The 16166-nt window shown below is 34.3% G+C and carries 13 protein-coding genes; 8 read left to right on the top strand and 5 right to left on the bottom strand.

Features of this window, described 5'->3' with window-relative positions; all coding sequences use genetic code 11:
* Positions 1 to 3: 3 nt before the first annotated feature.
* Both H6622_15590 and H6622_15595 read left to right on the top strand, forming a co-directional pair.
* Positions 4 to 993 carry a phosphoribosylformylglycinamidine cyclo-ligase gene (locus H6622_15590; protein MCB9062945.1) on the top strand — a complete coding sequence of 330 codons (990 nt, stop codon included), beginning with the start codon at positions 4 to 6 and terminating at the stop codon, positions 991 to 993.
* Positions 994 to 1587 carry a hypothetical protein gene (locus tag H6622_15595; protein MCB9062946.1) on the top strand — a complete coding sequence of 198 codons (594 nt, stop codon included), beginning with the start codon at positions 994 to 996 and terminating at the stop codon, positions 1585 to 1587.
* A 54-nt stretch (positions 1588 to 1641) separates the two neighbouring features.
* Here H6622_15595 and H6622_15600 read toward each other — a convergent pair whose 3' ends face one another.
* The 3 genes from H6622_15600 to H6622_15610 all read right to left on the bottom strand — a co-directional run bounded on the left by H6622_15600 (position 1642) and on the right by H6622_15610 (position 7342).
* A complete protein-coding gene (locus tag H6622_15600; GenBank protein ID MCB9062947.1) occupies positions 1642 to 2088 on the bottom strand; it encodes a CreA family protein in 447 nt (148 codons plus the stop codon).
* A 2-nt stretch (positions 2089 to 2090) separates the two neighbouring features.
* Positions 2091 to 6620 carry a hypothetical protein gene (locus H6622_15605; GenBank protein ID MCB9062948.1) on the bottom strand — a complete coding sequence of 1510 codons (4530 nt, stop codon included), beginning with the start codon at positions 6618 to 6620 and terminating at the stop codon, positions 2091 to 2093.
* A 410-nt stretch (positions 6621 to 7030) separates the two neighbouring features.
* Positions 7031 to 7342 carry a hypothetical protein gene (locus H6622_15610; protein MCB9062949.1) on the bottom strand — a complete coding sequence of 104 codons (312 nt, stop codon included), beginning with the start codon at positions 7340 to 7342 and terminating at the stop codon, positions 7031 to 7033.
* An 84-nt stretch (positions 7343 to 7426) separates the two neighbouring features.
* Between H6622_15610 and H6622_15615 the strand changes: the two genes are divergently transcribed.
* Entirely contained in the window at positions 7427 to 7762 is a 336-nt protein-coding gene (locus H6622_15615) for a transposase (GenBank protein ID MCB9062950.1), read from the top strand.
* 97 nt (positions 7763 to 7859) lie between these two features.
* On the opposite strand, the gene gcvPB is transcribed toward H6622_15615, so the two are convergent.
* Positions 7860 to 10865, bottom strand: a complete 3006-nt coding sequence (gene gcvPB, locus H6622_15620) for an aminomethyl-transferring glycine dehydrogenase subunit GcvPB (protein MCB9062951.1) — start codon at positions 10863 to 10865, stop codon at positions 7860 to 7862.
* A 41-nt stretch (positions 10866 to 10906) separates the two neighbouring features.
* Between gcvPB and H6622_15625 the strand changes: the two genes are divergently transcribed.
* The 5 genes from H6622_15625 (at position 10907) to asnS (ending at position 15030) form a co-directional block, all read left to right on the top strand.
* Positions 10907 to 11656 carry a class I SAM-dependent methyltransferase gene (locus tag H6622_15625; GenBank protein MCB9062952.1) on the top strand — a complete coding sequence of 250 codons (750 nt, stop codon included), beginning with the start codon at positions 10907 to 10909 and terminating at the stop codon, positions 11654 to 11656.
* A 108-nt stretch (positions 11657 to 11764) separates the two neighbouring features.
* A complete protein-coding gene (gene apaG, locus H6622_15630; protein ID MCB9062953.1) occupies positions 11765 to 12208 on the top strand; it encodes a Co2+/Mg2+ efflux protein ApaG in 444 nt (147 codons plus the stop codon).
* 47 nt (positions 12209 to 12255) lie between these two features.
* A complete protein-coding gene (locus H6622_15635) occupies positions 12256 to 12549 on the top strand; it encodes a hypothetical protein (GenBank protein MCB9062954.1) in 294 nt (97 codons plus the stop codon).
* A gap of 77 nt (positions 12550 to 12626) precedes the next feature.
* Positions 12627 to 13622: an adenosine kinase gene (locus H6622_15640; protein MCB9062955.1), complete on the top strand. Its 996-nt coding sequence runs from the start codon at positions 12627 to 12629 to the stop codon at positions 13620 to 13622.
* A gap of 13 nt (positions 13623 to 13635) precedes the next feature.
* The gene (gene asnS, locus H6622_15645; GenBank protein ID MCB9062956.1) at positions 13636 to 15030 is read left to right on the top strand and encodes an asparagine--tRNA ligase; all 1395 of its coding nucleotides are present in this window, start codon (positions 13636 to 13638) and stop codon (positions 15028 to 15030) included.
* On the opposite strand, the gene H6622_15650 is transcribed toward asnS, so the two are convergent.
* Positions 15027 to 16133 (bottom strand): hybrid sensor histidine kinase/response regulator, encoded by a 1107-nt coding sequence (locus H6622_15650; protein MCB9062957.1) that lies wholly within the window; start codon positions 16131 to 16133, stop codon positions 15027 to 15029. The two genes, asnS and H6622_15650, sit on opposite strands and share 4 nt — an antisense overlap.
* Positions 16134 to 16166: the final 33 nt, after the last annotated feature.

Genomic DNA, 16166 nt, shown 5'->3' on the forward strand with positions numbered 1-16166 from the left:
TATATTATGATTAGTTATGAGGATGCGGGAGTGTCAATCGAAAAGGGCGATCAATTGGTTGCTCGAATCAAGGAAAAGGTAAAAAAAACTTATGGACAAAATGTTGTAAGTGGAGTCGGTGGGTTTGCAGCTCTGTATAAGATCTCAAAAGAGAAATACCTCGCAACAGGAACTGATGGGGTAGGTACAAAAATCAAGTTGGCAATCGAAATGGGAATACATAATACGATAGGAATTGATCTCGTTGCGATGTGTGTAAATGATATAATTTGTACTGGCGCTAAACCTCTTTTCTTTCTTGATTACTTGGCCACGGGAAAACTTGATGTTGAAATATCTTCACAGATTATTGATGGAATCGTTGAAGGATGTCTACAATCTGAAATGGCCCTGATTGGTGGGGAAACCGCAGAAATGCCTGGAATGTACAACGAAGGTGAATATGATCTTGCAGGATTCGCTGTTGGTGAGGTTTCGCAAGAGAGAATAATTGATGGGCGCTATGTTTGTGAGGGAGACCGTATTATTGGAATAAACTCTTCTGGCCCACACTCCAATGGCTTTTCTTTAATAAGAAAACTTATACGCAATGATGAAACTGATCTTTGTCATCAGGCACTCACTCCGACAGCAATTTATGTAAAACTTATACATGCTTTACTTGAAAAAATTCCAGATCATATCAAGGGAATAGCACATATAACAGGAGGTGGGTTTACAAATATTGCACGAATTAACTCACGTTTCGATTATAAAATAGATAATTATCTCAATCTTCCACATAAAAAGTTTTTTAATATATTAAAAGACAGATCAAATTTGAGTGATGCTGAAATGTTCAAAACATTTAATATGGGAATTGGATTAGTCCTTATAACAAATCATCCTCAGAGTGTTTTAAAAGTGGCCAGTGAATATGATTTTACGGCCATTGACCTTGGGTCAGTTTATAAGGGCGAAGGAAAGATTGATTTTAATGGCCTTAAATTATAGATGAGAAAATTTGAAAACAAGAGATTTCCAAAGAGTAATTGGAATGGAGAATTCACTCCACCTCAGGGCCTCCCAATTGTTATTGAAATTGGTTGTGGTGTTGGTTTGCATCCCATACGCTTTTCAAAAGAAAATCCTGATAAGTTTTTAGTGGCGATAGAACATACTCAAACTAAATTTGAAAAATTTTACAGAAGGTATAAAAATAATAGGATGCCATCGAATTTATTGCCAGTTCATGCCAATGCTTTATCTTGGATAAACGAATTCGTGCCCGAAAACTATGTTGATCAGTATATTTTTTTATTTCCAAATCCATATCCAAAAAAATCACAGGAAAATAAGAGATTCTATGCGATGCCTTTTTTTGGCCATTTAATTGATACTTTGAAAAATAAAGGAAAAATTTTAATGGCCACAAATGAAGAATTTTACTACTCGGGACACAGAAAATACTTATCTGATGTATGGGGATTGAAAATAGTCTCTGATAAACAAAATAAGATCGGGGAGAATATACCACGCACACATTTTGAAAAAAAGTATCTAGAACGTGGAGACACAATTTATGAATTAGAATTTGTCAAAGATTGACGGCCCTAGTTCAAAAATATGGACGTTTAGATAGTGTTGAAGAAGTAGTTCTTTCTACCAATTGCGAATTGGTACTGTTGAAATTGAGTTTTTAGGTGATCCATCAATAAGTCTATCTGAATAAGTGAGATAGACTAAAGTATTTCGTTTTTGATCGTAAAATCTTATAACTTGCATTTTTTTGAATATAAGAGAGGTTTTTTTAGAAAAAACCTCTTCTCCGTTCTTAAGTGTATCTTTGAAACTGATAGGACCTATTTGCCTGCATGAAATTGAAGAGTCTGATAAATCCTCTGCTAAACCCAAACTTCCACTTATACCACCAGTTTTTGCACGAGACAGATGGCAAGATACACCTTCAACCTTTGGGTCATCAAATACTTCAATCACTATCTTATGATTTGGACCGATTAATTTGAAAGTTGTAGATACTTCCCCAATAACCTCAGCTTGAGCAGAAAAATTGAGAAAAATGATTGTGAATATAGCTAGGAGTTTCATAATTAGGACGCCTTCTTATTCAACATTTTATTTTGGCAAAAGAGTGATCCTTCTTTATTTGATTTTTCTTCGGCCTTTTGTGTTGCTTTTTGATTTCTGTATGACTTTACTTTATCTTTTACATTTTTGTATTTATTCCTAATAGGTCTTAATACTTTATCGTAGAAAGTTTCCCATGACTTGTAATAAATATTTTCATAGGCCCATTGAGAAGTACCCAAAAATGTCCCACCCATAAAGGCCATGAGTACCACAAATCTTTCAGCAAGTGTTGCAAAATTTAAATTAGCTACGTTGAATGAATCAACTTGTAAACTAATTGCCAAATAGGTCGTAAGTACCGCACCTAAGAAAAATGAAGAAAACCAAGCCGTTTTAGGGTTTTGAGCATTGAATTTAGCTGGAAACTTAAGAACTAGATCAGTTGCTTTTACAATGGCCTCTTTTCTTAGTTCAACAGATTGAGTCGTTTTAAATTCTCCATTACTTGCAATAATATTGTCAATGGTTTCAAAAGTAGAATCACTGAGGGATTTGTCACCGGCCTTTTTGGCCTCTATGTAAATGGCAAGTTGTTTCAGAAGTTCACCATTATTTTTATACATAAGTTCATTAATTTTTAGATCATCGATTTTATTTGTTTTCAAACCTTTAGTTTCTAAAGCTGATTTGAATTCCTCAAGATAATCTTTTTGAGAGATATTTTTGCCTTCTTCTAGTTCAATAAGAAGATCACTAAAGGCCTTATCCATATCTTCTATGTTGTCATTTTTTGCTGCCTCATAAATTGAATCAACGGCCGCTTTAACTCTACTAAAAGAATTCTCGACACGTTCTTCTTCCATATGATTTCCACGACTGACAACAACCCATGGCCATGCAAAACTAGGATATGCTGATAACCAAAAAAGAGCAAAGGCCATAAATGCTTCTGAAATAGTTTGCTCAGTAAAAAAGTATCTAAAAACAAGGTTAAAAATCATGGATGCCTGGATCGTTTTAAAATAGTTGTAAACACTTATGTTAAAATATCCACCAAAATTATTCATTTTAAAATTAAGAGCACTGTAAATCCATTCACCCAAACTACGTCCAATTTTTTCTGGGCGTTTATTAAATTCAAGTAATGCATCATTCTTTGGTGAAAAACCACTATTCATTGTGAGCCGATCTGCTTTGATTTCAGGAGGAAGTGGGTTTTTCGCATTTTGATAAACAAGCATGTTACGAGGCCCGGCCATAAGTGCATGGATAAAACAATTCATCCAGGCATCATTTAGATGTTCTAAAGTAGAAAACATTTGAGTCCATTCATTTGTATGAGCAAGTAAGTGTGCATCTTCCAAATTTGCACGTTCTCCAATATAGGCAGTTATACCCGCAACCATTGCGTGATCTAGGAGCCATTCAATATTAGTTTGATTTGAAACAAATTTATTGGCAACTACCGAGTTAAGAAGAGCAAATTGTTCATCACCAAATCCAGCGATTCCTTTCCAAAGGGAAGAGAAGCCAGGTTTTGCAAAAGTTTTATATTTTTTCCATTTAAATTTATTGTTTTTAATATCTTCCGTGTATTTTTTTCCTTTTTCAATAAAGAACATAACGAGATCTTCTTTAAATTCAATGGCCCCTTTTTCATTTTTAACAAACTCAATAGTACCAGGTTTATATTGTTTTAAAATTTCGCTATGAATATTTTCCGCTAGATAATTGAATTTTTTAAATATTTCTTTATTCAATCCTTGATTAATCATATCTTCAACACTGTGTCTTCCTTCCATGACTCGTTTCAGAATTTCTGTCTCGTCTCCGAAATCCGTTGCCATAAGGAGTGAAGCAATCCCATTGGCCAAGATAGTGACCCTTTTAGCCTCTTTTTCAAGATCATTTAGAAGATGTGTTTTATAATTTAGATTTGATTTTCTTTTGTAGACATATTTTTGAGCTAGAGATGCATTATTAGTATCGTAGAGATCTTTTAATTCAGAAAGAGATTTACCTTTACCCATAATAGCGTCTGTTAAGACGTTACCTGGTAAGTTTGTTGATAGAAATGTTCCAAATTTTGGGGCCTTCCCATTTGCTCTTAATTTTGTATAGTCTTCTTTTGACAATAGTGGGTGATTAGCAGACATGAATGATAAAGGGGATTTACCTCTGGCCATTGTTTCCATTATATGTTGACCAAAGATCATATCGTAATAAGTTGGAAAAAGTTTGATCATAAGAGCATAAATTTTTGCCATAAACGTTATCATTGCTTGAATAACATCTAAATTTTTATATTTTTTGAGAGCAGAGTGAGATTTTGTACTTAACCATTCTGCAAATACTTTAAAAGAGCCAACTGCTTTCATCTTAGCAAGGTCAGCACTTACTCTAACCCTATCTAGAAGTTTTACAGAAGAAGCAGAGGCAAAAATGATGAGAGGATAGAGTGATAATAAAGTTACAACCCCAGCACGTTGAATCCACTTGTATTCTGCATCAGTGACAATTCTATGAAAATCACTGTTCATAAATGTATTAATGTAAGTTTGAAACCATACAGAAGAGCCCTGATAAATTTCAACAATGCCTACATGTGCAGCGATTGAGGCCGCAACAGCGATAGCGGTTATTTTTGTAACTCTTTTCAAATTATCAATATTTAAAATTTTATCGAAAAAATCTTGTTCTACGTATGCTCCATATGATTTTCCTGAAAGATGCTCAGTAAGTAGGAGGTCAACTGAGGCGTTCAAATTTTTAGCATTTAGTCCTTCGGTAATAAAATCTCTACGTTTTTGAACATCTGGTTTTTCAGATATTTTGAGGGTTGGAATTTTTAGATCAATTTCCTTAATTGTTTCAGGTGCTCGTTCGAACACGATTTTTTGAGAGTTATGCCATTCTAATGAAGATATATCCTCATTGCTAGAATTATTGGCCTTAGACTGAAGGACTTTAGCGTGATCAATCATATCGATTACACTATCTCTTGAGTATTTCAATGCGGAACCTTCAACCGCTTGTCTTGAGGTATTATCTTGGATACCAAGAATTTTATTTTCATATTCTTTATAAAGATCGCCAATTCTAGCCCCATCTTTGTCTTTTGCATCTAGAAGGACCTTCAATTTTTCAAGTGGTAAATAGGGTGCATTTGCATTTTTTTTGAATTTCTTCAATGCTAATTTAGCATTGGAATAGAGAACTTTTTTTGTTGAGGCGTCTAAATTTTCAAATTTTTCTCTATCATAGTTTTTAAACTCTTTAATCATCTGAAAATCTATAAAAGCAGACTCAACTGAAGAAAGTGTAGTACTTGTGGCCTTCTTCAATATTTCTTCAAAATATTCCAAATTAAGAGTCTCATCTTCAAAATCTATTTTAGGACTTTCTATACCAGATTTATTGTATAACCCATCTATTAGAACTTGTAGTCCATGAGATTTTTGCTGGAAAGCGGTTTCAAGATCTATACTTGTTTTATAGAGATTTAACTTGTCTCTTATGTCAATGAAACTTTTTGCCTCTTCGATGACAAATTTATGATATTCTGGAATGACAAAAGAACTTTGACCTTTGTTTTCAGTAACGGTATCGGTATTCCAGTACCTTCTCATTGTTTCACTTATTGTTTCAGTATATATTGCATGAGTAGCAGCAGCGGATTTAGCGGCCATAAAAGTCATTGCTTTATGCACTTTCCCTGAAATTGCCTCATTTGAAAAAATCCCTTCTACTCTTCTTGATCCGTCCTTTTGTTCATTATAAATAACTATTTGACCAGTTTTAATAACAGGTCGTTTTTGTTCATCTTGGGGGATGATTACATCATTTTGATCTATTTGTTCAGTGGCAAATTTTTCTACTTCATCTATAGAAAAGATTTCAATTCCACGTCCAATTTGAGTGATTTTAGTGCTCTCATTCAATTCTTTATCGGTAATCATTGTGTCACTTTTTGCATGATAAAGTGTAATCGTTGGAAGTGATGTTCTGAATGCGTATTGTCTGGCAAATCTTTTTTCTAATAAATAGATTTTTTTATCTTTTGTTATGAAATATACATTTTCATGGTCCTGAAATATTGAGGTAACTTCAAGATTTTCAAAGATATGCTCGACAATATTTTTATTTCCATTTTTTCCATATATAGTAAGCTTACCATCTTCTAGACCAAATTCTATTGTATCAATTCTGAAAAATGGGACATGTTTGTTTGTTACTGCAATGTCATAAACTTCGTTATTGGCCAAATCAACAACCTTCTGTCCGACAAAATTGAATGGGTCAATAACTTCCATAGGAAGGTCTTTCAATTGTCCTCTGTTAAGTGCGTTGAGCATATTATCAAGTTCTGCAAGTTCTTTCCGGTCAAGATTATTTAAATTTTGGCTCAACTTAAGAAAGCTTTCCATCGTTATTTCTAATTCAGGTGCGGATTGATTTTTTGCTATTGCCTGATATGGTGTCAAAATTGAGAGGAAGATTGAAAATGATGTAATTATGGCAGATAACTTTCGTTTTAGTGATATGTACATTTAAGACCTCTCCTCAATTTACAATAAATACCGAGCATATTTTTATGCCTTAAATTCATAATTTATAATAGAAATATCTAGCAAAATGAAAAAAATTACATTTATAGAAATAAAAGTTATTTATAATTTTCCAATTATGAAAAATGTTTCAGCAAATATATAAATCGTTTAATATTAATGCTTTGCAGTTTTAGCATCTATACACTTGGAGACTTAGACTCAATGACTTACTATGAAATGCTTATAAATTCTGAGAAACTTTTTAAAAGTATCTGAAATCTTGTTAAAGGCCTTAAAATTGAAAAAATGGTAGGGTTTCAGCTGTTGATTAAAAACCTATTCAAACCTGTTCATGTGCCTTGTTAACTATTTAAAATCTTATAAATTTTTCCTCCTGCTAAAATAAGTAATCAGGAGGTTCGTATGTTTATTTCAATAGGTAAGGCCAGTATAATGATGGGCGTTTCTGTCACAACTTTAAGGTCATCACTAAAGTCCAGTCCATCAAAGAAACCTTCTCTTTTTAGTTGTTTTGCTTTTCCCATTAACTTTGCCATTTTTCTTTGGTCCACTCCAAGTGCTTTATAAAATCCATAGGCCGCACCTGTCCATTGTTCCCACGCAAAGAGAATCTCACCAAGAAGTTCATCTGGCAGGTTTGTGATTTTCCCCTTGGGAGTTCTGTAAGAACTAATTTTTTTACTCAAAATTGTTAAATCCATTATTAAAACCTCCTGTTTTATGGATAGTTCTAATATCTCAGGAAAAATCAAATTGAAAAGACGGGGAACTTTGACGATTTACAATTGAAATACAAATCAGCTCTTAACGACAATGTCCTTTTTGTGGCGGATAGATTTTATCCAAGCTCAAAAAAGTGTGGCCGATGTGGCAAGATCAAGAATGACTTGAAGCTTAAAGACAGAAGGTATAAGTGTTCCCACTGTGGATTGGATATTGACAGAGATTTAAACGCGGCAATTAACTTAGAAAGTCTTGTTAATCATAGAATACGGGGAGCTGCCTCGGAATTTACGCCTAAGGAGATGACGGCAATTGATCTTTGGAAACTATCTAAAGATAAAACCAGCATCGATGAACTAGGAAATGAACACCAGAATTATGTGAGTAGTTTTGGGTAAGTTTCATTCAGCGGAAACTAATTATCCATAGATGTTTCCCAACCGATAATAAAAAAAAATCTACCGCTCTAAAGGTTAAAGTCGGTGAAAGCTAATTTTACTTTTTTTTTTCTACTTTTGAAGTAGTTAGGATCAGTTCTACTATTTTGTGAACATTCATTTTAAGTAACTCATTTTTGTCATATCTTTCTGGCCAAAGTCTAGGGAGTTCATCAATCTGACCTCGTAGTATGAGATCTTTATTGGCGGCCACTTCATCAACCTTAGATACTGGTGTAAAATGCGGAACGCTTTGCAAGATTTCAGGAGCTTCATTTATGAGTGACTTTATGGCCAGAACAATATCTACAAAATGATCCAGTTCGGCCTTAGAAAAAGATTCTGTTGGCTCAATCATAAGTCCAAAGGCCTCTGGAAAAGCAACTGTGGGGGCGTGTAAACCAAAATCTAAAAACAACTTACCAACTCTAGCAATGGCCAAAGTCTTTGGTGTTCCGGCTTCTGCCATTTTTTTGAATTCTTGATCACTAAGCGTAATAATAAATTCATGCATCCTGGGATTATTTCCACAGTCACTTGGCAGGGTGATAAAAGAACCTTTAATCTTCGAATGTAAATATCTTGCACTAAGAACTGCAAATGCTGACATTTCTTTAATGCCTTCACTCCCCAGAGCTTTTAAATAAGTATAGGCCCTAATTTTATGAGCAAAATTCCCCATATGTCTATGAAAACTACCAATACTCTTAGGCGCCTTGTACACAGAAAACTTATCATTTTCCTTAGCAACTTGAATTCCCGGTATATAATCGACAAGCTTTTCACTAACAGCAACTATCGCATCTCCAGGGCCACCTCCACCATGTGGTATCGTCCATGTTTTATGCAAATTATTATGAACTGCATCGACACCCATTTCTGCAAGATTCACCCAACCCGCAATCGCATTCATATTGGCGCCATCCATATATACGAGAGCATCGATAGAGTGAAGGATACCGGCCATTTGTTTAAAAGAAGTTTCAAATACTCCAGATGTATTTGGATTTGTAACCATGATTCCCATGATTCGCTTTCCATATTCTTGTACATAATTATTAATTTGATCAATATTCATCAAACCATTTTCATCGGCCTCGACGGTTAATATACCTGAGATTGAGTCTTTTGTTTTCTTACTAATCAGTCCGGCCATTGTCGCTGTTGCTGGATTTGTGCCGTGAGCTGATCGGGGTATAAGAATCAAATCTCTTATTTCTCCCTTATCTCTATGATATGCCTGAAACATTTTTATCCCAACCAGTTCTCCTTGTGCTCCAGCAACTGGTTGTGTTACTACTGCGGCCAAACCAGTCATACTCTTAAACATTTCTTGTGTTTCATAAAGAATATGCAAACATCCTTGAGCATCTTCTTCTGGCACATCAGGGTGTATATCAGTAAAGCCACTTAAAGAAGCTGCATAATCATTTATATAGGGATTATACTTCATCGTACATGAACCGAGAGGGTAAATGGAATCATCCGGGCTGACATTGAGATGAGATAATTGCTGATAGTAATTTTTAAGCTCTTCGGGCCCATATTTCCTAAGACCTACCTTAGATTTTCTTAAAAGATTCGTTGGAATTTCTAAAATAGGTTCTGCTTGATTGTGTTTACCTCCACAAGAGAGAATAAAATCATGTAATTTCTCAACATCTTCATCTGATTGCCAATCAGAAAATGAAACAAGTATCGCATTTTCATCTCCAACCTGATTTGTTAAATTCACTCCAATATGTAAATCTTCCAAAGATGCCTTTTTGATGAGGTCATTTGCTTGAATATTTTTAAATTTGATTGCTACTTCATTGTAAAAAGTAGAGGTCGGATAGAGAAGTTCGACTTCTGTTAAACCAGAAATTAATTGTGCAAAATCAACGGCCCTTTTTCTCCCAAGTAAATGAGCTTGTGACATACCTTCATCGCCTCTTTGTAGTAAGGCCGCTCCTGCAATAGTGGCCACAAAGGATTGATTTGAACAGATATTTGAAGTTGCTTTCTCTCTTCTAATGTGTTGTTCACGTGTTGAGAGAACCATTGCTAGACACTCTTTACCATCTCTATCAACGGCCCTTCCTACATATCTACCTGCAGTTGATCTGATAGATATTTTGTCTTTTTCATTATAGCGGATACCAAAAATTCCTAGACCAGGCCCTCCAAAATTAGGCCCTAAACAAAGATGTTGTCCTTCTCCCACTATGATATCTGCACCTTGGGCAGAAGTCCCAAATTCACTTGGTGGAATAAGACCGCTTTGGCCTAAAAGCATTGGATCAAATATGGCGACTGATTTTATAGATTTTTCAAAACATAAATCAGTAATCTCGTGGATATCTTCAAGTATACCCATCGCATTGACTTGAGGAAAACAGATACAAGAATATTCATTCTCTTTATTTTCAATTTTTTTCTTTAAGCTTTCGATGTCAACTTTACCTTTTTTGCGGTCAAAGGGAATCAACTCTATCGTGGTGTCTGTCTCAATTGCTTGAGTCATTAAAACTTCAATATCTGATTTGTAAATAGATTCAAAAACGAGTGCCTTGTTTCCACTTTTCTTTAGACGATTAGCAGTTTGAATTGCTTCAAATAAACATGTAGATCTATCGTACAATGAAGCATTGATGGCCTCAAAACCAGTTAATTTTGACAGAACACTAGAATATATCCACAAGCTATTTAATGTACCTTGGGATCTTTCAGGTTGATATGGAGTATATGCGGTAGTTAGTCCTCTTAAGCTACAAACAAAAGGAACAATTTCAGGAACCTTATATTGCTGCAATCCATGTCCTAAAAAGGAAGCTTTAATATTATTTTTTCGAGAGAGATCTTCCATATGTTTTACAAGGTCGTTGTATTCAATTTTGTCTGTAATGTGAGGGGTTTTTGAGAAAATAATATTATCATCAATGTGTTTGTAGAGTTGTTCATAAGAGGTTAGTTTGATTTCCTCAAGCATTAATCGTTTTTCTTCTTTTGAAGCGATAATAAAGTTTTGAGCAAGTTCTCTTTTGAGTTCTTGGGGATTATAGGGTAGTGAACTTTTAGTCATATGTTATTAACCTTTGATAAATATAGGAGAGCTAAAATACAATGAAGGATTTAGATTATAAAGGAGATTTTATTTACGTAGATTCTGATATTGATCTTCCAATTCATCTTCGCTTATTATTTGAATCTGAGAACATATATAAAATAGGGCCAACTGCTGCAGAGCTTTCAAAAAGTCGTTTTTACTTCAAATTCAGCAAGTATCTGAGTCTTTTTGACAACGTGATGAAAAAAGAGATTTTTTTTGATTTGAATAAAGAATATTTTCTTAGGTCAAATAAAAAAGGATCTTTACCGTTCGGTCCTTTGGGAAGGGCCGTCGGAAAGGATAAGGATGTTCATCTCATTGATGCGACTTGTGGAACAGGTAAAGACATGATTCTTTTTCTATCCATGGGCGTGAAAAAAATTTCAGCATACGAAAGGTCTCCTTGGGTCTACCCATTGCTTTTAGATTCAACTAAAAACTTGTTTAAAGAATTTCCTATTTTAGAAGATTCGATATCCTTAAATTTTGGAATGCCTGGTAATATTTCTGCTGATATCATTTACTACGATCCCATGTATCCCACAAAAAATAAGTCGGCCTTATCAAGAAAAGAAATGGAATTTTTTAAAACAATTATTGGTAGTGATAGTGATAGCAAGGAAGAGTTAGAAAGGTTACGAAATTTCGATGTGAAAAGAGTCATCGTGAAAAGACCAATTAAGGCGAAGGACTTGTTAAATAAACCTCATTTCTCTGTAAAAGGTACTACAACTCGCTATGATATTTATTTAAAAAATAAGTAAGAAAGAGTAAGAAAAACTCCTAACAGTATCTTCAATTAGATGTAAGAAAATGTGAGGTGTATTCAAAAAAAAACTTCTATATAGTTTTCTCCAACACTGGAGAGACATATGGAATTGATTACTCATTTGTATGGTAAAGAAACCGAAGACGTTGTAGTTAATGTAACACCTTTTTTTATGGAAGAAAGATCCAATCCCAGGCTTGGAATTTATTTTTTTGCCTACAAAGTAAGTATAACAAACTTAGGAAATCAAAATGTAAAAGTCCTAGGCAGAACATGGAAAATTCGCGATGGTAAAGGACAAGAAGAAATCGTGAAAGGTCAAGGAGTTGTCGGCAAGTTTCCAAATATTTCACCAGGTTCTACTTTTGAATATACATCTTTTTGTCCACTTGAAACTCCCTCTGGTAATATGAGAGGGGAATTTCATCTCGAAAGTGAAGACTCAAAAAAATTTGATGCCGACATCCCATTGTTTTTTCTTAGAACTCCTTTTGACAATATAACAAAATCTATTGACGGAGAAGTTGGCCAGTACGCAGCCCTTTAAAGTAAAACCTATTTGACTCAACCCACTTTAAATGAGATTAGATCATTATGAAAAAAGATGATATCAGTTTAAGTGCAGAGTTAGATGGAAAAGTTATCTATTTAACTATTGAACATGATCCTACCTATTTATCTCCTGCAGATCAAACAGTAGATAAAAATACGAAACGGGCAATCAAAAAAGGAAAAGTTTCCTTTTACAATATTCTCATTTCTGTGAACGATAATTTCAACCAGTACTACCTTCCTTCTCAAATTTTTGCTTCAGATGAAAAGATATTAATGAGAGAGCTTAGTGAGCTCATTAACGAAGAAGACTTTCTTAAACGAATAAACAAGTAATTTAATAGACAGTGAAGCTATTCATACTTTTAATATTGAGTTATACTCCTTAGCAATAATTTAAAAGGGAAAACATAATGGGCAAAAAATATCACGTATATGGAATAGGCAATGCGCTATTAGATATGGAATTCGAAGTTGATGAATCCTTCTTGAAAAAGTCTAATATTGAAAAAGGTCTTATGACTCTCGTTGATGAGAAGAGGCAAAATGAACTATTAGATGAAATTGAAGGAATAAAACACAAAAGGAGTTGTGGAGGTTCAGCTGCAAATACAATGATCGCAATAGCACAACTTGGTGGTAAGGCCTTTTATTCATGTCGTGTTGCAAATGATGAGCAAGGCGAATATTACATGAAGGATTTGCTATCAAATGGTCTAAAGTCAAATCTTGTCTCAACTGTAAGACCAGAAGGGCATACTGGTAAATGTCTCGTCTTTATTACTCCTGATGCAGATAGGACTATGAACTCACATCTGGGTGTTTCTGAAGGTCTATCTACAATGGAACTTATTGATGATGAATTAATAAGCTCCGAATATGTTTATATCGAGGGTTATTTAGTTACTTCTAATACTGGAAGAGAGGCCGCAATCAAGGCCAGAGAATTAGCAGAGGCCCATGGAGTTAAAACAGCACTAACTTTTTCAGATCCAGGTATGGTGGAGTATTTTAGAGATGGTTTAAATCAAATGCTTGGAGAAGGAGTAGATCTCCTTTTTTGTAATGAATATGAGGCCTTAAGCTACACAGGAGCTAAGGATGTGCAGTCAGCAGCAGAATCTTTAAAATCTATTGCAAAGAAGTTTGCTATAACCACTGGCCCAAAAGGGGCACTTGTCTACGATGGACAAAGTTTTCATCAAATTAAAGGTATAAATGTAAAGGCCGTTGATACAAATGGCGCCGGTGATTTATTTGCAGGATGTTTTCTTTATGCAATAACTCATGGTTATGATTTTAGTCAGGCAGGTAAATTGGCCTGCGAAGCATCTAGTAAATTAGTGACTCAATTTGGAGCGAGATTAGTTGCTGATCAATTGAAAACAATTTTAAAAAACGCATTATAATTTAGAGGATTTTATGGCCTACGAGAAAAGAGTTTTAATTTCACAAATTGATAATGGAAATTTTCTAGATAAAACAATTACTATTGGCGGATGGATTAGAAGTGTTAGGAATTCTAAAAAATTTAGCTTTATCGTTATAAACGATGGATCATCACAAGAGAGTTTGCAAATTGTGGCCGATGCAACCATCGAGTCTTACGATGTTGTTAAAAGTCTTTTAACAGGTGCCTCAGTTCTTATAACAGGAAAAATTGTTTCTTCTGGAGGACATGGACAAAAATTTGAAATGCATGCAAGTCAAGTGAAGCTAATTGGAGAGGCCAACGAAGAGTATCCCTTGCAAAAGAAAAAAACCTCACTTGAGTTTTTAAGAGAAAATGCTCATTTAAGACCTAGAACAAATACTTTTGGTGCTGTATTCAGAGTTAGAAGTACCTTGGCCTTTGCTACACATGAATTTTTTCAGAACCGCGGACTCTACTATATTAATACTCCTATAATTACTGCCTCTGACTGTGAAGGGGCCGGTGAATTATTTAAAGTCACAACCCTTGATTTTGAAAAACTACCAAAAAATGACAAAAATAAGGTAAATTTTGAACAAGATTATTTCGGAAAAGAAGCAAACCTAACGGTTTCTGGCCAACTTGAGGCCGAATGTTTTGCTCTCTCCATGGGAGGAGTCTATACTTTTGGGCCAACCTTTAGAGCTGAAAACTCTAATACCCAAAGACATCTCTCTGAATTCTGGATGATTGAGCCAGAACTGGCATTTGCAGATTTAGAAGATGTGGCAGACCTTGCAAGTGATTATCTGAAGTATCTTATTGAATCGGCCATGGAAAAGTGCCCACAAGAATTAGAATTCTTACAAAATACATACAAGAATGATCTTATAGAAACACTAAATCATGTTAAAAGTTCTGATTTTATCAAAGTCTCCTATACTGAGGCCATTGATATACTCGAAAAAAGCGGAAAGAAGTTTGAATTTTCTCCAAAATGGGGAGTTGATTTACAAACTGAGCACGAAAGATATCTCACCGAGGAACACTATAAATTACCAGTGATTGTGACAGACTATCCAAAAGATATAAAGGCCTTTTATATGAAACTCAATGATGATGGAAAAACTGTTCGGGCCATGGATATCTTAGTTCCTGGAGTTGGTGAAATCATTGGAGGTTCTCAAAGAGAATGCAATTTAGGCAAATTGAAAAATAGAATGGAAGAAATGAATATAAATCCTCAAGATATTTGGTGGTATCTAGATTTACGACGTTTTGGTTCCGTGCCACATGCTGGATTTGGATTGGGATTTGAAAGGGCCGTGATGTATATTACTGGTATGTCAAATATCAGAGATGTCATTCCTTTCTACCGAACACCAAAAAATGTAGATTTTTAAATATTTTGAGATTTTTTTAATTTGATGATGAACTCACTCCAATGATCATCTGGGAATTCCTCAATATCATGTGAGTGGGCCTCAATCTGGCCACCGTAAGATTCAATAAATGTTTTTACAAGTGGAAGTCCGTATCCTGTACCCTTTTCTCCGTCAGTTCCTGGCCGGCTGGTAGTAGTGTTAGGGTCAAATAATTTATCAACTAAATCTTTTGGCATTCCTATTCCACTATCTCTTAATTTAAAAATAATATGATCATTCTCTTCATATATTGAAAAAGAAATCGTTCCATTTTTTTCTGTAAACTTAATTGCATTTGTAAAAAGATTAGCGAAAACTTGGTTTGTAATACTTGATTTTTCACAAAGAAATTCAAGATCTAGGTTTTCACATACGACCTGATAATTTATATTTTTTTCTTGAAAGCGAGATTTAATCAAAAAATCAAGATCATTTAAGAGAGTTGAAACTTTTAATGGTGTTAAGACTATGTGTTTTTTATTATCATCTATAGATAATCGCTCTCTAGTATAGGCGAGAATTTCTTCGATTTTTTGATGTGATCTACCTAAACTTTTAAAAAGATGCTGAACTTTTTCATCTGGATTAACTATGGTTTGAGTTAATATTCTGTGAAAACCTTTGGCTATTGATAGTGGGTTGACAATATCATGGCAAAGAACTCTGAGAAACGTATTTTTTTCTTGATCCATTTGCTCAATTTTTTTAGTTTTTTGGATTGAATCTAAAATATTACGAACCCTAATATTGAGTACTAATCCTGAGACAGTATCTTTACTTAGAAAATCAGTAACGCCTTCTCTGAAGGCCTCTTGGAGCATGTCTTCTCCATCATGAGAAGTGCAAATTATCATGGGGATATTTTTTGTATTTTCAAGTGAGCGAATTTTTTTGAGAAGTTCAATCCCATTTGTCTTAGGCATTTCTAAATCTGAGAGTATTAAATCAGGAGGATCAGTTGTAATCGCTTCAAAGGCCTCGTCTGGATTTATAAATGTTTTGGTTTCATAATCACTAAGTAGGTGAGTGAAGAGTTTCAGAAAAACAAGTGTATCGTCTACTATATATATTTTTTCTTTCATTATTATATATTGCACTAGGGACAGAAAAAAATA

Source organism: Halobacteriovoraceae bacterium (assembly GCA_020635115.1).
Classification (GTDB): domain Bacteria; phylum Bdellovibrionota; class Bacteriovoracia; order Bacteriovoracales; family Bacteriovoracaceae; genus JACKAK01.